The organism is Paenibacillus sp. IHBB 10380 (genome assembly GCF_000949425.1).
Classification (GTDB): Bacteria; Bacillota; Bacilli; order Paenibacillales; family Paenibacillaceae; genus Paenibacillus_AQ.
In genome coordinates, this window is the sequence record NZ_CP010976.1 from 1410865 (window position 1) to 1432776 (window position 21912).

General features: G+C 38.8%; 10 protein-coding genes and 5 pseudogenes. 12 read left to right on the forward strand and 3 right to left on the reverse strand.

Annotated features, from left to right (window positions below; all coding sequences use genetic code 11):
* The first annotated feature begins 26 nt into the window (after window positions 1–26).
* Window positions 27–1076: a hypothetical protein gene (locus UB51_RS06415; RefSeq protein ID WP_044876598.1), complete on the forward strand. Its 1050-nt coding sequence runs from the start codon at window positions 27–29 to the stop codon at window positions 1074–1076.
* A 602-nt stretch (window positions 1077–1678) separates the two neighbouring features.
* Entirely contained in the window at window positions 1679–4855 is a 3177-nt protein-coding gene (locus UB51_RS06420) for a tetratricopeptide repeat protein (protein ID WP_044876599.1), read from the forward strand.
* A gap of 595 nt (window positions 4856–5450) precedes the next feature.
* Here the strand turns inward: UB51_RS06420 and UB51_RS06425 are convergent.
* Complete coding sequence (locus tag UB51_RS06425; protein ID WP_044876600.1) at window positions 5451–6176, reverse strand: Crp/Fnr family transcriptional regulator; 726 nt, start codon at window positions 6174–6176, stop codon at window positions 5451–5453.
* A gap of 164 nt (window positions 6177–6340) precedes the next feature.
* Here UB51_RS06425 and UB51_RS06430 point away from each other — a divergent pair, with 164 nt between their 5' ends.
* The 8 genes and pseudogenes from UB51_RS06430 to UB51_RS06460 all read left to right on the forward strand — a co-directional run bounded on the left by UB51_RS06430 (window position 6341) and on the right by UB51_RS06460 (window position 16089).
* Entirely contained in the window at window positions 6341–8143 is a 1803-nt protein-coding gene (locus tag UB51_RS06430; RefSeq protein WP_052676107.1) for a flavocytochrome c, read from the forward strand.
* A 350-nt stretch (window positions 8144–8493) separates the two neighbouring features.
* Window positions 8494–9348, forward strand: coding sequence for a BglG family transcription antiterminator LicT (gene licT / locus UB51_RS06435; protein WP_044876601.1), 855 nt, complete (start codon window positions 8494–8496; stop codon window positions 9346–9348).
* A 194-nt stretch (window positions 9349–9542) separates the two neighbouring features.
* Window positions 9543–11438, forward strand: a complete 1896-nt coding sequence (locus UB51_RS06440; RefSeq protein WP_044876602.1) for a beta-glucoside-specific PTS transporter subunit IIABC — start codon at window positions 9543–9545, stop codon at window positions 11436–11438.
* Between the two features lie 26 nt (window positions 11439–11464).
* Complete coding sequence (locus UB51_RS06445) at window positions 11465–12874, forward strand: glycoside hydrolase family 1 protein (protein ID WP_044876603.1); 1410 nt, start codon at window positions 11465–11467, stop codon at window positions 12872–12874.
* Between the two features lie 664 nt (window positions 12875–13538).
* Window positions 13539–13724, forward strand: a pseudogene (locus UB51_RS26895) (hypothetical protein); the annotation flags it as partial.
* A 326-nt stretch (window positions 13725–14050) separates the two neighbouring features.
* Window positions 14051–14275: pseudogene (ureC, locus tag UB51_RS06455) on the forward strand (urease subunit alpha); the annotation flags it as partial.
* 233 nt (window positions 14276–14508) lie between these two features.
* A pseudogene (locus UB51_RS29570) lies at window positions 14509–14649 on the forward strand (DUF255 domain-containing protein); the annotation flags it as partial.
* A gap of 981 nt (window positions 14650–15630) precedes the next feature.
* Entirely contained in the window at window positions 15631–16089 is a 459-nt protein-coding gene (locus tag UB51_RS06460) for an OsmC family protein (protein WP_044879930.1), read from the forward strand.
* An 88-nt stretch (window positions 16090–16177) separates the two neighbouring features.
* On the opposite strand, the pseudogene UB51_RS06465 reads toward UB51_RS06460, so the two are convergent.
* A pseudogene (locus UB51_RS06465) lies at window positions 16178–16850 on the reverse strand (IS256 family transposase).
* Between the two features lie 316 nt (window positions 16851–17166).
* Between UB51_RS06465 and UB51_RS06470 the strand changes: the two are divergent.
* Both UB51_RS06470 and UB51_RS06475 read left to right on the forward strand, forming a co-directional pair.
* The gene (locus tag UB51_RS06470; RefSeq protein ID WP_044876606.1) at window positions 17167–18117 is read left to right on the forward strand and encodes a helix-turn-helix domain-containing protein; all 951 of its coding nucleotides are present in this window, start codon (window positions 17167–17169) and stop codon (window positions 18115–18117) included.
* On the forward strand, window positions 18114–19115 hold the full coding sequence (locus tag UB51_RS06475; protein ID WP_044876607.1) for an ABC transporter substrate-binding protein: 1002 nt from the start codon (window positions 18114–18116) through the stop codon (window positions 19113–19115). The genes UB51_RS06470 and UB51_RS06475 overlap by 4 nt, the downstream gene beginning before the upstream one ends.
* A 1095-nt stretch (window positions 19116–20210) precedes the next feature.
* Here the strand turns inward: UB51_RS06475 and UB51_RS06485 are convergent.
* A pseudogene (locus UB51_RS06485) lies at window positions 20211–21399 on the reverse strand (IS256 family transposase).
* Window positions 21400–21912: the final 513 nt, after the last annotated feature.

A 21912-nucleotide genomic window follows, 5' to 3' on the forward strand; every position in this document is an offset into this window, starting at 1 on the left:
GGTTCTTTTTTTGAGGGGGAATGAGATTGAACCAAAATACTAATAAATTCAAAAGTAAATTTTGCCAATGGGCTCAATCTAACATACCTAACGATAGCATGAGGAAATTCACTTATTCACTTAATCAGGTATTAAACAAGCATATTTTCGATAGTGACAATAGAGTCCAAATTATGATTAGAAGTCTAGCGGATTCTGGAAATTTGAACTTTAGTTATATCTCAAATGAAGTTATTATTGCACCTAATAAAGAACGTGAAAGTTTATATGTAGGGGTGTTAATGCCTTCTTGGGATAAGGGTCTTCGAGATTTTTGTAAAGATGAATACGTCTATGATTCTATCTCGTGGTTTTTTCATTATGCATCTCAATATGTTGCAAGAAGCCGTATTGTTGATGTGATATCTTCTCTCAGTATTATTTATGATCGTTCATGCGATTTTAGAGGCGATAAAATGCTCAATTTCACAACTCCTAAAAGTGCAAAAAATAAAGATGAATTTATTCTAGCATTTTGGAGAGAAACACATGCAAGATTTCATCATGAGTATAGAGCAAGAGAAAGAAATTTAGTTTCTTTGGTAAACAAAATAAATGCTTTAGACCCTTTTATTCACAGGATTTTCTTTAACTACTTACATGCTTACAAACTCTATGAAGGTCATTTTGATGAAGAAGCTATTACATCTCTTGATAAGACAGTTGATGTTATACAGCAATATGCAAGAGAACGTATGAATATCAACGGAACAAATAATCAAAGGGAAATAACTTTGAACGCGTTTGGAATGGACGAGAGGGAAAAGTATTTACTTTCACGGTTATATGATATAAGGAATTTTTTCGGAGGACATCCTAGTATAAGTAAATGGTGGGATTTTTCGGAGATGTTTGAGGGTGATATTAAAGATTTTTTTGATGTGATAAGAAGATTATTGTATAAAGTTGTATTACATGAAAATGAGAATAGGAAAGTAGAGAAAAATCCTTCTTCATGGTCGCAATGGTTTGAGGAAAATGCGATGTTACTGTGGGAATCAGTATGGTTTGAAAAGATACATAAACAAATTAGATAAGAAATTATTTCACACTGTAACGTGCATAAAATATTCAGTAATATCCTTTGGAAATCCAGTATAGATCTTATTAAATCCTGCACTGGATTTTTATGCTTACCAGTCATTATGTTCACACTAAATCTGAACAAAATCAAACGAAACTAAGTAATATATCATCTGAACAACGTGACTTAATTGAATTAAAGGAAGTACTGATAAGAGAAGGTTCTCATATTAGCAAAATTATATTTTCTCATAATACACTGCATCTTTTTTCTCCATACCACTGCCATTGTTGCTCACTTGAAGGTATAAAAGATAAACTAATTGATGAGTAGTGTGATATATATGAGCAAACGAGTAGAAAACGTTAGGGTCTCCCAAACCTTGACCAAAAATTTAAATCTGCATAATTTCTTTCACTTAATCAGCGAAAATAGATAGACGGAGTTTTAGAAAAGCTTGAACAGAGTTTGAGCTTGAATATCCAATTAACCTCGTTAATTCTGATGGAGTAAGATTATTGGATTTTAATGGACTAAGAGATTACTATTTGAGCTGGACAATGAAGGAGTAGATATCAAGAGAATTTAGAAATTAACATAAAGGGTGGTATTAGAATGAATAATAGTTCTAATAGAATGATCATCAGAAAATTATTTCAGAATAAAGTATACTCTTCTGATGGACAAAGCTATGAGGATTTATTTTCAAAAGTTATGATCTATTCAAATGAAAATTTTAGACCTGTCAAGCCCCAAGGGTCTAAAGGTGATAAAAAAAACGATGGCTATATTGATTTGGAAGGCATTTATTATCAAGTGTATGCCCCTGAAAATCTAGGTAATAAAATAAAAGCGAGTATCAAGAAGCTCTATGAAGATTTCGAAGGTTTACATAAGTCTTGGAGTAATATTAGGAAGTTCTATTATGTATTAAATGATAAATATAAAGCAACTTATGCAGACATTGAGCTTGCATTAAAAGACATTGAGGATACATATAAGATTGAATGTAAGCCATTTCTTGCTAAGGATTTAGAAGAAGTATTTATTAATTTAAAAGAAGATCAAATTAAAATGATTATTGGAGATTATTTTAATGAGAATTCTATGGTTTACGAGATGGGCTTTAAATATATTAAATTACATAGGAATATAAATTTTATTGGTAGATCCAACTATATTAATGGTATAAGAAGCTATTTATTGAAAAAAAATAAAATAAATATAGTTGCTATTAAAGGCTTAGCTGGAACAGGAAAGACACAAACGGCTTTAGAGTACACCTTTCAATATCAAGATGAGTATTCTATGATAATGTGGATTAATGCAGAGAGTAAAGAAACAATCGTTGCTGACTATTTAGAAATCTATTATGATTTAGGTTTCACATCAGAGGGGATTAACATAAAAGATAAAGTTAAAAAAATTAAACAAATCCTTGAAGGGAAAGCTTCGTATGAGCATAGATGGTTATTAGTTTTTGATAATGCTACAAATGAAGATGATATTGTTGAGTTTATTCCTAGAAATGGAAATGGAGATGTGGTTATAACCTCTCAAAGTGATCATTGGTTTAATGTGGATCTACCTTTGGATCTAGGCGAATTGCCTAAGGAAGAGTCGTTAATCTTGTTGAAAAACTATTCACTAATTAACGATGAAGATGAGACTATATTAGAACTTTGTCGTGAACTAGGTTATTTAGCACTTGCATTAGTTCAAGCAGGTTCATATATAAGAATGGCTAAAACAACGATAAGTAAATATTTGGAGGATTTTAGGACTGAAAAGAAAAGACAGTATTTATTAGCTACATCAAGTCCGCTTGGAATTAGAGAACATATATCTAGTGACTATAATTTTGTTATATCCACTGTTTGGAAAAAGACATTCAATACTATAAATGGAAGTTATCCATTTGCGGTTAAGGTACTGCAAGGGCTCTCATTTATATCAACAACTGTGTTTCCTCTCGAACAACTAAGGTCATTAATAGAATTCCTGGACGACGATTCAGAAGATGGGAGTAACGCGGATAAGGTTATTGCTTGGTTAACAAATTTTTCGCTAATAACATTACATGGTAAGGGCATAACTATCCATACTCTTGTTCAGGTGGTAACACGCGATGATTTAAACAGTGAAGAGAGACACTATACGTTAGGAAAAATCTCAAAAGGTTTACTTTCAGGTTCTCGATATACTAATGATAATGAAATGAAGGACTTGGAAGAAACGAATTTAATGATTCCGCATTATTATAAAGTGACGAGTTTTCTAGAGACTAGTAGAATCTTCTTTAACCTCTACATTGAAATATTGTATTTATGTGGTAAGTTTCGTTCTCGAGAGAGTTTAATGTTTGATGAAGCAATTTTAACATTAAATAAACCTATACTTTTGTTGGAGCAAATATACGAAAATAAGATTATTTCTGAACCGGATTCTACATTTTATAGCAATTTGTCAAAATTTTATAACGAACTTGCTTTTGTATATGAACAACAAGGTTATTTAGAAAAGTCTATTCAACTATATCAAAAGTGTGTAGACCTAGATAAGATAAGTTACGGAGATACTTCAATTTATTTAATAAATAGATATAATAACTTAGCTGTTAACTATAATCATCTAGGAAAACATAATCAGGCATACCATTACTTTCAAAAATGCCTAGAATTAAATAAAGAAAATAATATGCCTGAAAAGAGTATGATATCAATTTACAATAATATTGGTTCAACGTTAACTGCTTTAGGGAGATTTGAAGAAGCAATCAAAGTGATTTATCAAACTATCAAATTAACTGAGGTTGCATATGGAAAAGACTATTTTGGACTTGCAAATTTGTATAATAATTACGCGGAGATTTTAGGGAAATTTGATCGTTTTGATGAGGCTAATAATTACTATATGGAATCTCTTAGGGTTTCTGAAAATAGATATTTAGATAAAAATCCATACAAAGAGATAGTTCTGAATAATATTGGTTTAAATTTTATTAAGATGTATAAAATTGATCAAGCAAGGGCTGCATTTGATGAGGCATTAGAAAGTATATTCAGTATATATGGTGAGACCCATTTAAGAACAGCAAAGACATATAGCAATATTGGACTAGCTTATATGGAGATTGATGATTTCGCAACTGCAAAAGACTTTTTTATTAAATCTGTGTTTATTGGAGAAAAAATTTATTTGAAACCTCACCCTGAAATGGCGAAATTTCTAAATAATTTAGGATGGGCTTATCAAGAACTGGATAAGTTGGATAAAGCAGAAGAATTTTTGGGAAAGTCAAAGGATATGTTTTTGAAAGTATTTGATTCAGAAGAGTATCCTGAATTCGCCACGACATACATTAATTTGGGTACAGTATTCTTGAAAAAAGGGTTGACAGTAAATCCTAAGTATTTTGAAGAAGCTAAGGCTTATTATAAAAAAGGTCTTAAAATTGATAAAGCTATATATGGAGAATCGAGCTTAGAGGTAGCAAATGATAATATTAGCTATGCACAATTATTAACACAAATTAAGAAATATAAATTGGCCATAGAACATTGTTCAAAGGGATTGGAAATTTATCGGGATAAATTCGGAGAAATTCATCCTCGTATAGGAGAGTTATACGTATATATAGGTATCAATTATTATATTCTTAAGGATTATGATCAATCAAAAGCAAGTTTTAAAAGCGGAGTTTTTGTATTAAAGAATTATTTGGAAAATGAAAAGTTACGTCAATTATACAATTATGCATTTTTATATTTAAAATTAGTGATAAAAAATTGATCTGATAGAAACTTACTTTATGCTCCTTGCCACAGAGTGGATACTGAAAAAGTTTAATTCGCGATATTTAATATTGTTGTAAAACAGCGACTCAAAATTGTCCTTAAATTTAAAAAAATCTTTCCTGAGTTATCTTTTCATTCGCTGCCCCTTCTCCCACCTTTTGGGTAAACTAACCCTTAGCAATACTTTACCCAAATCCAACACGAAACGAGTTGATGCCCTATGATAAAGTCGCAGTATCTACTGCAGCATGCGTATAAGCTGGCGAACTGGTTTCCCTGGTCGGAAGCTTTGAAATCGCTAAGTGTGACAATAAGCTGCTCTTCTTATCTATTGGGTATAGCTAGTTATTGATTTACACGTACCTGTCACTGATGAGATGTCACAGCACGTTGCAATTGTAAGGGCTCCTGCTTTGAGATCCAGAAAAATGGGTCCTTGATGAGCCATTTGAAGTGCTTGAGCTTTTACAAAACAGCAATACTATCCACTTAGGCATGTAGATTAAACAGCAATCAACATCAAATTTAAGATCAAAAAGACTTGCTCGAAGTCATCCTTACTTCGAATAAGTCTTTTGCTATTCCTAGCCTTATCCTGAACCTACAATGCATATGTGATCCAAGCATGCTTGCTCACATAATTCAACAAGTGCATCTAAATCGCTTACAATCCAGGGCTTTGGATTCGTGCTTAAGATGTTACCTGCAGAAAGTCGGCTCAGTACACGAGTGACTGTAACTCTTGTTGTCCCAGCATATTTGGCTAACAGTTCGTGGGTGAGAGGGATCGTGATTACAATACCTTCCGTAGTCGAAGTACCGAATTGGTTAAGCAGTCGGAGAAGATATTTAAGCACACGTGTCTCCGCACTATAATAGGAATCTCCCATATGTATAGCTAGATTACGGTGAGTCATTTCGAGAACGCGATATAGATGAATAAGGAGTTTAGGTTCAGATTCGACCTGTTGGAGAAATTGAGTTTTATCGATGACAATTACTTTGCTAGGTTGTATGGCTTGTGCATCGGCAATATAACCACCATGGAACAATGTGTTATGACCAAGAATATCACCTGCGGAAAAGAAACGCCGAATCCGTTCTCGCCCGTCTTGATCGGCCAGGTAAGTAATCACAACACCTTTTTGAATAATATAGATAAGTTCCGCTGGATCGTTATTATGAAAGATATGTTCATTTTTACGATAACGTCGCATGCTACCCAGGTTGTGTTTGTGGATTAACGCTAAAAGCTCATTTATGTAGTGTGGTAGTTCTTTATTTTCATACGAGTTATCGATTTTACTTTTATTCATGGCTGTACCTCATCATGATATGTATTTACTTTGGTATACACCGATACAGAAATATTTTCCTGATCATGGATAATAAGTGTAGGCGTTAGGTTAGGAATTGAGATCGAATGCCAAGTTTTGTGAATCATATCACAAAATACATGGAGATGAAACAGGGAGGCAACATGAATTATTTTAAGAAGGGTTTATCTGGGGTTGTAGTCGCAGCATTGATGTTAACATCCATTGTGGGGTGTTCAAGTGGAAATTCTGATTCGCCTAATGCTACAAATGTTGATGGTACGTTAAAAACAGGTCTGTATGCAGCAGAAGCTGATGGTTTTCATGGCAAAATTAAAATTGAACTAACGGTTGACGATGCTGGTAAAGTTGGAGCCATTAATGTCCTTGAGCATGGCGAGACAGCGGGTGTCGGTGATGTTGCGATCAAACAAATTCCCGCCGATGTTGTTGAATATCAAAGCTTGAACGTTGACAGTGTATCTGGCGCAACATTTAGTAGTAACGGAGTTAAAGAAGCGATTGCAATTGCACTTAAAGATGCAGGAGCAAATGTAGATGAATGGAAAAAGAAAGAAGTTGTTAAAGCGGCAAAAGATGCTATCGAGATGTCCGCTGACGTCATCGTCATTGGAGCGGGTGGTGCTGGTTTAGCAGCTGCACAATCGGCGAAGGAAAACGGTGCTTCTGTCATCGTTATTGATAAAATGGATCGTATTGGGGGTAACACAGCATTAGCTGGTGGCGCGTACAATGCAGTAGATCCAGAGCGTCAATCCAAGCAAGATATCGAAGATTCCTTGGATAAGCATTTCACGCAAACATTCAAAGGTGGCGATGAAAAAGCGAATCCTGAACTGGTACATTATCTTGTAGATAACGCACTTGATGGTATTCACTGGCTTGAAGGGCTAGGACTGGAATTCTCCGATGAAGTATTTACGGTTGCTGGTGCATTATGGCCTCGTAGCCATCGTCCGGTGAATGAGCATGGTGGTTTTGTTACAGCTCTTCAAGCATCCCTAGAGAAGAATGATGTTGAAGTCTTGACGAAGACAGAAGCGAAAGAACTAATTATTGAAAATGGTACGGTTGTTGGTTTGAAAGGAACCTCTGATGGCGCAGATATTACAATTCGCGCAAATAAAGGTGTTATCTTAGCAACAGGCGGTTACGCTGCAAGCTTAGATATGCGGCATAAATATAATCCTGAAATTCCGGATAGTGTGCAAACAACGAATCATCCGGGCGCAACGGGGGATGGTCTAGTACTTGGTGAGCAAGCAGGAGCTAACTTGGTAGGAATGGAATATCTTCAATCTTTGCCACTGGGTGATCCAGAAACAGGAAGCTTGACAGGATGGTTGGCTAAGGGTGTTGAATCCTATATGTTCGTGAATAAAGCGGGGGAACGTTTTATTCGTGAAGATGCACGTCGTGATGAAATGACGCAAGCATTAATGCAACAAGAAGATTCTTTAATGTATGTAATTGCGGACAGCAACACATTTACACCTGGAACAAAGAACAATTTCGATGAAACCATTGAACAACTTGTTGAAACAGGAAAAGTAGTTCAATCGGATAGTCTAGAGGAATTAGCGAAGAAAATTAACGTTGACCCTGAGACTTTCACAGCAACAATTGAGTACTATAACCAAACGGTAGATAGCCAGAAAGATGAGAAATATGGACGTGAAATTCTCGCGAAGAAAATGGACAAAGCACCTTACTTTGCAAGTCCACGTGTACCTACAGCGCATCATACGATGGGTGGATTGGAAATCAACACGAATACCGAAGTGATCAATACCGCTGGTAAAGTAATTCCTGGTCTTTATGCAGCTGGCGAAGTAACAGGTGGAATCCATGGATCTAACCGTCTTGGCGGGAATGCAATTGCGGACACGATTGTATTCGGAAGAACAGCAGGAGCGCAAGCAGCAAAATTCACACCAGCATCATAAAAAAATCTATGCAGTCAGCGCGTGCCGGTCCATCGGCGCGCGCTATTTAAGTTTATCCAGAAATCGTTGGTTGTTAGAAAAGTGCTTCACTCTTCTGTCTTTTCAACTGGTGAGCATCATGGTGAAGAAGCTTTTAAAAAAGGGTTATACATCATAATCTGCGGAGATTTAACCAAACTTATCATATGAACGAATTTGGGACGTCTGTTGCTGAACAGACTGCGTATTCTTAGAACCCATCTATTGTGTTCCCACATATAGCTATGTTATTTTATTATGGTGATTGACAATCAATTTTTAAATTTTTGGTTTTATGGAATTAGCCTGTAAAAGAGGAGAATAAATACACCATGATCATTCGGCAAATATTCAATAACAACGTCATTCGTGCCGAGGACCAGGTTGGTCACGAATTCGTGGTGATTGGCAATGGTCTGGGCTTCAAGAAGAAGATGGGGCAGAGAGTTGACGAGGATAAAATCGAAAAGACCTTTATGTTGAAACCCGATAATGTACCGCAGAAATTGATTGATCTGATCGGGGAGACATCTGCCGACTATTTCTCATTGGCTGATGAAATTGTAGGCTTCGCAAAGATGGAAATGGGAGACGTTTTTAACGAGAATATCTATATCACTTTGATTGACCACATCCACTTTGCCATTGCCCGCTACCGGAATTCCATGAATATCAAGAATGCGTTGTTCTGGCAGATCAAGAAATTCTATCCGAAGGAATTTGCGGTCGGTCAGAAAGCGCTGATCTTGATTAAGAAATATTTTGATCTCGAAATGGACCAAGATGAGGCGAGCTTCATCGCTATGCATTTTGTCAATGCGCGCCAAGACAGCCAAGGAATGCAGAAGACGGTTGAAGTGACCAAGGCCATGAGTGATATTATGAACCTCATATCGGATTATTATCAGCTGAAACTTGATGAGAATTCATTCAGTTATTCTCGCTTTATTACCCATCTGCAGTACTTCCTGCAGCGGATGCTAAACGGAGAACAGGAGAAATCTGCATCTGGAGACAATTTTCTGTACGATCAGATTAAGGACAAGTTCCCGGTAGCGTTCCAGTGCATGAATCAGATAAACAATTACTTGGAGAACGAATATGAAAGCGCTATGACTATTGATGAAAAAGTATATCTGACGATTCATATTCAGCGGGTGACTTCAAGGGGAGGATCGGGATTGTGAATAAATGGAAAGCGAAAAAGTCTTGCATACGCTTTCCTAATCTATTATAGTAAAGGCACAACCTAAACAAAAGGATTGTTACTGGTAATGCAGGCGATACCTAAACGAGTGTGTACGATCACATCTGTGATCCTACTCTTTCGTTTAGGTATTTTTTTTACCCAAAATCACTTTCATCAAGAGGGGGAATCAACATGGATAACAAAAAGATGGCTGAAGACATCGTAGATCTTGTCGGTGGGGAAGAGAATATCAATGATTTGGTTCATTGTGCTACCAGACTTAGATTCAGTTTAAAAGACAACAAAGAAGCGCAAAGAGAGCAGCTTGAGAAGCATGAAGGGGTTATTACCGTCGTAGAAAGCGGGGGCCAGTTCCAAGTTGTAGTTGGGAGCAGTGTCGCCCATATATATAGCGAGATTGTTAAGAACACAAATTTTGCTTCCAATACTTCTACGAAACAAGATAACCCAGACCAAAAAGTATCGACGATATCTAAAGTGTTTGAAGTTATCTCGGGGAGCTTCTCGCCGCTCATTCCAGTTATGGCTGGATCAGGGATGCTCAAGGCACTTCTTACTGTACTGACCATGCTGGGCTGGATGTCCGATACATCCGACACTTACATGATTCTGTCGGCAGCTAGTAATGCCGTCTTCTATTTCCTGCCGATATTCCTTGGTATTACACTCGGTTTGAAGTTGAAAGCGAATCCTTACGTAGCAGGGGCTATCGGTGCCGCCCTAATGGAGCCTAGTTTCACGTCATTGATGGACAGTAATACTGCACATTCGTTCCTTGGTATACCACTGGTAATCGTCAGCTATGCATCTAGTGTGTTCCCGATCTTCATTGCGATTAGTATTTATGTGCTATTGGACAAACTGTTGAAGAAGATTATTTTGAAAGATCTACAGATTTTCATGGTCCCGATGATCGCACTTATGATTATGGTTCCGCTTACTATTATTGTTCTAGGGCCCTTCGGGACCAACATTGGCGATTGGATTGCAGCAGGTGTGACCTGGTTAATTGGAGTCAGTGGTATTTTATCAGGTATTGTACTTGGCGGGGGCATGACATTCATGGTGGTGTTTGGATTACACTGGGGCTTTACACCAATCACGCTGCAAAATATTGCGAACGGAGGCGATCCGATCGAAGCAATGGCTTCTGCAGCAGTGTTTGCTCAAATTGGTATCGCACTTGGTATTTTCATCAAAGCTAAAAATGATAAGTCACTGAGAACAATCGCTGGTTCCACCGGAATCACCGGACTGCTAGCAGGGGTAACAGAGCCTATCGTGTATGGATTGATTCTCAGATACAAAAGAGTAATTCCTATTGCTATTATAGCAGGAGCTCTGGGTGGAGCGATAAATGGTCACTTCGGTGTTAAATATACAGCATACGTGTTCCATAATATTTTCTCGATTCCTGTAGAGAAACCAACCGGTATATTTGTAATTTCCATGATTGTTTCTCTTGGCTCGGCTTTCTTGCTGACACTGTTGTTCGGCTACGAAAGCAAACCGAAGATGGTAGAAACGGTAGATGGTGTAGAAACTTTAGAACCAACACCAACACCAACACCAGCGCCTGTCTCTCCTTCGGTTAGTCCAATTGTGGATTTGAAAAAAGAGTACATTTACAGCCCGTTGACCGGTGCGGCATTACCACTTAGTCAGGTTAACGATGAAGCATTCTCGTCCGGGGCAATGGGTAGAGGACTGGCAGTGGCCCCAACGGTAGGAGAAGTAGTCGCTCCCATGGATGGAACTGTGACTTCTCTATTCCCGACCGGACATGCGATCGGCATCACTTCTGAGGCAGGGACAGATGTCTTGATGCATATAGGTGTTAATACCGTTAAACTTAAAGGTAAGCACTTTACTCCTATGGTGAAAGAAGGAGACAAAGTGAAGCAGGGAGATTTGTTGATTCGCTTCGATCTGGAACAAATTAAGGCAGCCGGTTATGAAACGGTCACTCCAGTAATTGTTACACTGACGCAAAATGAGGTCGAAGTTTTTGAAACGACTCAATCTGAAATTGAGAAGAACGATATTCTTTTGACACTAGTTGTCTAACTACGATATTTAAGGAGGAATTGAATATGTTACACAAAAAATTAAGCGCATTCCCTGAGGATTTCTTATGGGGAGGTTCAACATCGGCCTATCAACTCGAAGGTGCTTGGGACGAAGATGGCAAAGGCCCATCCGTCATTGATTTTGCCAATCATGTAGAAGGAGTTACCGATTTCAAGGTTTGCAGTGACCATTACCACAAATATAAAGAAGATGTGGTATTGATGGCAGAAATGGGTTTTAAAGCTTACCGTTTCTCTATTGCTTGGACGCGGATTTATCCGAATGGCGACGGAGAAGTGAATCCGAAGGGACTAGCTTTCTACAGCTCGCTCATTGATGAACTATTGAAATACGGTATAGAACCAATTGTGACGATGTATCATTTTGACCTACCGTATGCGCTGGAAGAACGGGGTGGATGGTCCAAACGAATTACCATTGATGCATTTGAACAGTATGCCAAGACGTTATTCGAACATTACGGTGATCGTGTTAAATGGTGGTTGACCATTAATGAGCAGAACATGCTTATCCTGCATCCTGGATCTATTGGAACACTCAATGAAAATATGGTCGATCCTCAAAAAGAGCTTTATCAGCAGAACCATCATATGCTGGTAGCTCAGGCCAAAGCTATGGCATTATGTCATGAAATGCTTCCGAACGCGAAGATTGGACCTGCCCCAAATATCGGTGTCATCTACCCAGCTAGTTCCAGTCCTGAAGATATGCTGGCTGCCGACAATTATGCAGCAATCCGCAATTGGCTGTATCTGGATATGGCGGTGTATGGTCGTTACAATCATATTGCCTGGAGCTATATGGTGGAGAAAGGTTATGAACCTGAGATTAAGGAAGGCGATATGGATATTCTCAAGGCAGGAAAGCCAGATTTCATCGCTTTCAATTACTACACTTCCCAGACGGTGGGTGAGAGTAAGAATGATGGTAATGACTTCTCCCATACAGGCGATCAGCATGAGATTGTTGGCGAGCCAGGAGCATACCGCGGTTCAGTCAACCCGAATCTGCAAAAAACTGAATTCGGTTGGGAAATTGATCCGGTTGGATTCCGTACTACATTGCGCCAGATTTATTCCCGCTATAACTTGCCATTGATTGTCACTGAGAACGGATTGGGTGCATTCGATAAATTAGAAGAAGACAGCACTGTAAATGACGATTACCGCATTGATTTCTTCCGTAAACATATTGAGCAGATCCAACTGGCTCTTACGGACGGCGTTGAGGTCTTTGGTTTCTGTCCATGGTCTGCAATCGACTTGGTCAGCACGCACCAAGGATCCAGTAAGAGATATGGCTTCATCTATGTGGATCGCGACGAGTTTGACTTGAAGGAAATGAGACGGGTGCGTAAGAATAGCTTCTACTGGTATAAACAGCTGATCGCCTCGCGCGGAGAGAAGCGCTGATTAGGCCGAGGGGGCAGAGGTGTAAAGCGTTCATATGTATTTGAATAAAAAGGCGGTTTACCAGGTGTGGGGCGCTAGAACCGATAGAAGAGTTAGTGTTGATCAGGAATTTTGTCGTCATATGACAACATGTGTAAGAAGACAAGAACATATACCTAATAGAATCCGCGCTGGCGCGGATTTTTTATTTAAATATAAGAAAGTATAAGTTTCACTTGATACTCTATTCCTTATATTTCCGCTGAAATGGGTACCGTCTTTGAAAAGGACGGCATAGCCGTTTCTACTTGTATGGGTACAAAAATGTTTGTTATTCAAGCAGCGGAAATTCAGAAAGGCAGTTCCTAAGGGGAGTCCACTGAAAAAGTCCCTACTAATTTTTGAGACTATATATCTAAGGAGTCAGTTGTAATTACGGAGAATATTTGGACTTCCGGCCGCTGTTGTCTCCAAATTTCCTGAATGGTACCGCTGTTAGCGGATGAAATACGGAGACAAAGGCGGTCGCTATCGCTTCTACAGTTCCAAATTTCCCATTCGCTACGCTCCTCTGATGTTATTTTTTAGTTCAAGTTATATAAGAAAAAATCAGGCATCTTTGGAGTTCAATGAAAACTCCATTTTCTATTAACAAGGCCTCTTCCTCGATCTTTCCGAGGATAATGAAGGAGCAAAAGCAAAAACGAATTCAGTCAGCATCAAATCCACGGAGCATTATGAGCAGTAAGCTTTCCAAGCATACACATCAGGTCTCGTTAGCATGTACATGCAAGGGGCAATGGCTATATTTGCAGTAAATCTCAAAAGAATATTGATTCTATTAAAGGCGAATTCTCACTCACTAGAATAGAGTGGAATTCGGCTTAATCAATTTAGGCTCATTTAACAGATTCTTAAAACACACGTTATTCAGTGGCCTCCCTAAGGGGGCTGTTTTTTTGTTTTCCTTATCTAAATGCATTGTATGGGAAATAATAATAAAAAGAACAATATTTCCAAACTTATGTTGTTGAAATGAGGGGTCTTTATTCACGGAAGTAGAAAAAAACGAAGCGACTGTTCGTTCATTCCTAGTTGCTTCGCTTAAAGGGGTCCCTAGAGTCATCTTGATCGAGAATGCAATATCGGGATTTATCATCCTTGTGGCGATCGCGATAAACAATATTTGGTTAGGGATTAACAAGAAAACAATATACGGATTTATTCGGACCGACAACAGGCGATGTCATTCGGATGGCAGATAGCGAACTATTCATTCGAATTGAGAAGGACTATACGCTGTATGGCGATGAATGCAAGTTCGGCGGCGGCAAATCAATTCGTGATGGTATGGGACAGTGTCAGTATCCGCTGGCAATTCGTGCAGATGGAGCGCTGGACGTAGTGATTACGAATGCGGTTAGATGCCACCACTATGAAAATGTCTTGGCCTGTGAATCTGTACGTTCCATAATGGAAGTGCAGGTTACAGGCTGAAACTTTTTTTGGTAGGGTACACTCTATATCCCAAACCGGCCGATTGTAGCCCACGAGCACCACCAATTGTTGCCATGAGATGTATATAAAAAAAATTTTCACTTGAGGGTACATGACCTATATCAAATCTAATATGCCCATGACAGTCCGCAACAAACGCTAATAGGTTAGTCAAGAGAAAGTCGCCGTATTTGGTGCAACACGTACATAATCAGCTGAACTGGTTCCCTTGGTCAGAAGAAGATTTTGGAATCGCCAAGCGCGACAACAAGCCTATCTTCCTTTCTATTGGGTATAGCTACTTATTGACCCACACGTACTTGTCATTGATGAGATGTTCGCGTGAATCAATTATTGTACAAACTTCTGCCATTGAATAAGACAACAGTTCATTGGGCTATTCCAACACAATTATGAATGTGCTGCATTTTCAAGTGCATATGTTTTAAGACATCTTGGTATAGAGGCAGATGGTAAGGAACTCTATAAAAATTATCCCAGAAAGTTAGCGGATGGAACTGTTAGTCCCAAGGGCATACCGGTTATTGTGTTTATAAGGGTATTTCCTGACAAGAGATATCTACACTTTGTACCAGTGATTGGTTATGATAAAGAATACTTTTACTTGGCAGACTCATTGGAACACACGATTAACTACAACGATACATACTATAACCGGAAAATATTAATTAGTGATTTTGAGGCAGTATGGAAAACATGGGTACCTTTTTGTAAAAATACCTATATAGTAATAAGCCAAACAGTTAGAGCGGTGTTGAAGGATCAAGGACAGGGGAATTGGAAATAAACATAATGTGCAGGATTATTCAAAAAGAGCATGAACATCGTATACAGCATTCACGCTGCAACCTCACGCCTTAGTCTGTCCGGGGAATTTCGGGGAAGCTGGATCAGGCAGATAACCCTGCGAGGCTAAGTCTGCGATCCGCGCTACACAACTTCCGGGAGTGTTGTGGTATGATGGAATGAACAGCAATCTCTTGGATCATCAACGGTTTGGAGTGAATGGATATGCTAGTGAATCGAATGAATTGCAGGCATTGATGAAGCAAAAGTTGATAGCATCGCGGATGCAGTGATTTTGCTGGCGCATTCGAGAAAATTCAATATACAGTCTTTACAAGGGTAGCAGAACTCAGTAGTGTTGCAAAAGTCATTACCGATCTGGGCGTAAACGAGTAGCAGGTCAGCACTCTGAATGAACAATCTATAGAATGTATCCGGGTCAGAATCGGAGATCATTGAAAGGAATGAGTGAGATGAAACATCCTTTTCATCTGAAAGCGGTATGGAATGGTGGACGTAATAGTGAAGGACATATCGATGCAGGCGGGTTAAAAACGATAATTTCGATTCCGCAGGAGATGGGTGGTCCGGGAACAGGTACCAACCCTGACGAAATGCTTCTGGGGGCAGCGTCGACCTGTTATCTGATTACCCTGGTAGCGATGCTTGAGCGTTCGGATATTACACCACAGGATATGACACTGGAGTCTGAGGCGATTGTAGATGTAACGAATAACGTATTTTCGTACGAACGGATCGTGCACAAACCACGGATTGTGCTTAAAGCGGATGCAACAGAGGCTGAACTGACGAAGGCAGAGCGGCTGGCACATATGGCAGAAGAGTCCTGTATGATCTCCAGAGCAGTAGCGGGCAATGTCTCCATAGAGACGCAGCCTATTATTGTAACAGCTGGGGGCAACGCGGTGTGATGTAGTGAATATTGGGCGGCTGGACAATTGTTAGGGATTGGGGAAACCTGTCGTAAAGTATTCAGGATAACTTCATTTTAATAATGCTTTATGAGCCTGTAGTGTAGAAATTCACTATGGGCTTGGTTTTGCTCTTTAAATGAAGATACATAGCAAGATAGTTACTATTTAAGCAGAAGAAACAGTTTTGGACACGGCCTGTCCATTTTCGAGTCACGTCCATGGTTACCAAGTAGAGCATTTTGAGCAAGGCATCTTCACTTGGAAAGATACTCTTTCCTTTGGTTACTTTTCGAAGTTGACGATGGTAACTTTCAATAATATTAGTCGTATAAATAAGTTTACGAATCTCAGGTGGGTACTTGAAGAAGGTCGCGAGTTCTTCCCAATTGTTGCGCCAAGAGCGTACAATGAATGGGTATTTACTGCCCCAGATCTCTTCGAAGCGATCAAGCTCTAGCAGAGCCATTTCTTCTGTCGTTGCTTTGTAAATGGGCTTGAGGTCTGCAGTCACTTTCTTTAAATCCTTGTAGGATACAAAACGTGTAGAATTACGTATCTGGTGGACAATACATTTCTGGATTTCGGTCTGTGGATAACATGCTGTAATAGCCTGTGAGGTTATCAACACAGGTAATCAGAATGTTCTGTACGCCTCGATTTTTCAGATCCGTTAAGACACTAAGCCAGAATTTAGAGGACTCATTCTCTCCAATCCTTATGGGGGTTCCTGGAGAATAAAAACAAAACAAACTCTCCAATTTAACCAGTTAGGTTGGAGAATTTTTCATGTGTATTTACGTTTGAATTTGTCATTGGTAAAACTTCCATTTGAGAGGAATCATGATTTGATCATGTACTGAAAGGCTAGACGATAGAATCATGATATCAAATTGAAAATAAAAATAGTTCATGCTTTAAAGTATGAACTATATTTACTATTTTCTCTACATGTTTTCATCGGTTTAATTTGGGACTTTGCGTTTAAACGATATAGTAAATGAAAACAAGTAATGTATAAGGGTGGCTAATGAAGCGCATAAATAAAGGATTATAGGAAGGAGCATTCATCATACGATGAAACAGCAAGAAGAGTACAAAGTCTGGAATCAATTACATATTGAGCTGGCCGACATCCGTCTGTATACACTTGCTGCGGGAGAATCAAGCAACGGCTACCATTTGCCTGCAAGTGCTTTTCTATTCCTGTACAGGGGTAAAGCGAAGATACGGATGGATGGGCTTATTCATCCAGCTGAACATTTTTATTGTTTACATGGCTGCAAGGGTATGAGGCTGGATATTGAAGCAACGGAATATCTGGAATATTATTTGGTGCTTTATCGTGGCGAATTTTCGCTCCGCCGAAGATATTTTCTGAACAAGGGAGAAATTCCCCCGTCTCAGCAAATATTTGCATTTGCTCCCGCACAGCCTGTAGGGCTCTATCAGATAATGCTGCGAATGGAAGAGGCATGGAGCGAATCGACGGAGAAGGATAAATTTGTGGTGAAAACACTGTTCTATCAATTTATTCTGGAAATGCTTCAGCAAAAACAGCAGTTAGGAGTTGATCTCCTTCCTACAGAAGTTGTTAAGCAAGTAGTCCAGTATATGCATAAGCACCTAGACGAACCGTTGACGCTGGAGCTTCTAGGACAGAGGTTCGGCTACAATCCTCAGTATCTGGCCCGTAGATTCAAGGAATTAACGACGCGCAGCCCGATCGATTATCTAATAATTGGACTTCGTATTGGCAAAGCGTGTCATATGTTGCAATACACGGATGCTTCGATTGGTGAGATTTCCCAGAGTGTAGGCTATGAGGATGTGTTTTATTTTAACCGTATATTCAAAAAGAACGTCGGTCTCTCTCCCAGCCATTTCAAAAAAGAGCTGTCTGGTGAAGAGGATGTTCGGTTTAATCCATATAAAAGGTGGGGATTGTCCATGTCAGAGTCCACTTCTCAATGTTATGTTGATAATGATAATTATTATCACTATAAAAAAGAGGAGAGTATCACATGAACAGAACATCTAGAAAAAATATGATGGCAACACTTCTACTCTGTATGGCCTTATTGGTTACAGCTTGCGGAGGGGGGAACTCTAGTCTACAGTCTCCATCGGAAACATCTGCTCCCGGCTCAAATTCTTCTGAATCAACTCAGAAAACAACGCCTGTGGCAGCCACCAAGATCGTGAATACCATATTCGGAGAGGTGGAAGTTTCGAAAAAACCCGAACGCATCGTGGCGATTCAATATTTGAGCAGTCTTCTGGCAGTGAAGGCTAATGCAATCGGCTCTACGACGCGCATCATGGACAACCCGTATTTCAGTGGTTTAACGGACAATATTGAGATTGTCGGTTCTTCCGGCAGTGATGTTTCCTTTGAAAAGCTGATTGATCTTAATCCCGATCTGATTGTCGTAATGACCTCGGATGAGGAAGAATATAAAAAGTACAATAAAATTGCACCAACGGTTGCCATTCCCTATGGGAACTTTTCATCCATTGAAGAGGAAGTGAAGTTCTTTGGAGACCTGCTGGGGCGGGAGGAGGAGGCCACCACATGGATATCCGATTATACTGCGCGAATCGCTGCTGCCAATGCGAAGGTCCAAGCAGTGATACCCTCAGATGCAACCTTTAGTATTATGCAAGAAACAGACAAGACATTAAGTATATATGGCAGTGAGTTTGGCCGTGGCGGACAAGTTATTTACGAGAATCTAGGACGGATATCACCTCCATCCTATGATGAAGCTTTTTTGAAAGAGAAATATAAGGATATCTCAATGGAATTATTGGAGCAATATGCCGGAGACTATATTATCTTGACTACCGAGAGATCACTGGAGAAACTTCGCAAGGATTCAATCTGGGGACAGCTGGAAGCAGTCAAAAATGACAGACTATATGCCTGGTCCAACAGCCGCTCCTATTTCATTGATCCGTTGTCGGTGTTGATGCAGACAGAAGAATTGGCTGAGTGGTTGACGAATGCTCCACAGAAAAATTGACATAGGACCTGTATTATTCAGCGGTAATTAATCTTTCATTATGAATCCATTGATAAGCCGCTCTATATATCTCCAGCTTAAGAAGGCTGCAGCACTTCTTGTTGATTGTCCTTTTTTGCGTTCTGACTCCGATAAGAAGCGAAAGGAATGTGGTCTTCTAGCTGACGTTATTGACCCACACGACCTGTCATTGATGGGATGTTCGCGTGAATCAATTTCTATAGAAGCTTCAGCTAATAGTATTAGTGGAAGTTATTCATTTGGATACAGGAACAACGTTCGTCATATTCATCCATTTTGTGGTATGATAAGACAGTTAATCTTGTGGCTTATGTTTAGAAAAGAATGCTGTTATTCGGGGTGACCATCACTAAAAATGAGCAATTCATTTTTTATATCCAATACTTCAACTAAATTTAAAATAAGTTTTTCTATTGCTGGCATGATAATATTGTGGGGCTCTATTTTTGCACTAAAAAAGTACAGGCCTGATCTGAACCTTCATGAGGAACCCAGAATTCTTTACTATGCGATCCTTGTCACTCTTATTTCGGCTATGGGTTCTTTATTAGGAGTAATAATGATTTTGAGTCATTTAAATTACAAAAATAAAATCAATCAGTTTATATTGTTCTTGTTAATGGGCATCTTAATAGGCGTTAGTGTGTATAACAGCCTTACAAGAATTTTACTTATTACATTAATTGTAGATGCAATTATATTTTTTATAGTAGTTATATTGTTTAAAGTATACTCGACAATTACCACTATGATTGTTACCTCTTTCATATATTTGTTACTTATTCTGGGTAGTAGTGCATTGCTGTTTTTATTTGTCCCCAATTTCACAATTAATCTTAATAGTATACTCTATACTCTGATTACATTATTTCTAATTTTATATCGCTTAGTAGGAGTATGGGTTAATCAGTTTTTTATTTCTGTTGTTATGAGTCAGAAAAAAATTAAACACGAATACACTTCTGAGGTTTTAGTATCACATATCAACTTAATCTATATAGTAATTTTCATATTAATAAGGGAGCGTCAAGATTTATGTGTAAATAAAAATAACCTTGTCTTGAAGAACTAGGATTAGTCTTTGGTCAAGAACATAGCTAGCAGTTCTGAGCGAGCTTGATCAAAACCAATATGACAACGTGTAGCAAAGCGTTGGTTATAGCTTTCAAACTGTGAAACCAAGAACTTTTCAAGTGCTTCTTCATTGGGGAATTGCTCTTTACGATTTGTGTATTTCTTAATCTGTTTGTTAAACGATTCGATTAAATTCTTCGAATAAATGCTTCTCCAAATAGGCTTTGGAAAGCTATAAAACGTAAAGATGTAGGGATTTTCTTGTAGGGATTTAACGACCTTAGGATAAGCAGCCCTCCACTTGTCACAGAAGGTTGCTAGAGCTGCTTTACCAGCTTCTTCATCATCGGATCGATAGACGGATTTGAAGTCTTCGCAGATCTCTGCTCGATCTGAGACGCGAACTTTATGGGCTATATTACGAGCTAAATGAACACAGCATGTTTGGTACTTTGCCTGCGGATAGATCTCCTGAATCGCATTCACAATACCTGTGAGTCCATCGGAGATAAAGAGAAGGATTTGTTCAGTACCACGCTGTTTCACGTCATGGAGCAGTTCTTTCCAGATGTACGCTGATTCGGTTGGTGCAATGGCGTACGTGAGTACTTCCTTGGTGCCATCCTCACGAATTCCTACGGCAATATAGACCGCTTCCTTAGATACGGTTTTACGCTTAACCGCGATATAGGTAGCATCGATATAGACGCACACATAGCGCTTCTCAAGTGGTCGTTTCATAAAAGCATCGACATGTTCGACCATTACTTTGGTCATGTTCGATACGGTTTGCGGCGTGTAGTGGTGACCATACATTTTCTCGATTAGGTCGGCAATCTCCGTCATCGTTACGCCCTTTTGAAACATGTGAATGACGAAGGATTCTAGCGTGTCATTTGAGCGTTTATACGGTGCTACGGTCTGTTGCTTAAACTCTCCATTACGATCTCGAGGAATGTTTAACTAACTGCAGGTCCCCATACTCGGTATGAAGCGTTCGACAGTAGCCACCGTTTCGAGAATTACCTGAATTTACGCCTATACGGTCATATTTTTCATAGTCTAGAAATGCAGTAAGCTCCGTCTCTAGCAGATGATTCATGGCAGCTTCTAAGTGATTACGAAAAACCTCCGTCACATCTTTTTTTGTGACTAGAGCTTGAACTAAATCTGTTGTAAAATGATTCATAGGGAAGACCTCTCTCTGTGAATTTTGTGTGGTAACTCAATTCTACAAGAAAAGGTCTTCCTTTTTCTATTTACACAAAATATTTTACGCTCTCATTAATAAATTCTACTGGATTAATTTATAAGCAGGGAGATTACAATTTTTACAATGTACTTAATAATTGCTTTATTACTGCTATTGCGATTAATCAAGTTAATTGGCGAAGTTTTAAATTTTGATTTCATTAACTGTGTACACAGCCACATAACTGGGATGTTCGCGTGAATCAATTGTTAAGAAGCTTCTGCCAAAGGAACTGGCGGAGGCTTTTTGTTTGAAAGTATAAGATTAGTGATCGTCATGTTCTTCCATTTAATAGTATAATAAAAACATGCTTCAAAAAGGCTATTTAAACACGATGATTTCGTTTAATCAATTGTATTCCTTATATTTACGAACTTCGTGAATAATACGTTAGACGAAACCACCAGAAGAATAGAAAGGAATCAGCATAGACTCAAAAAATATTTAAAA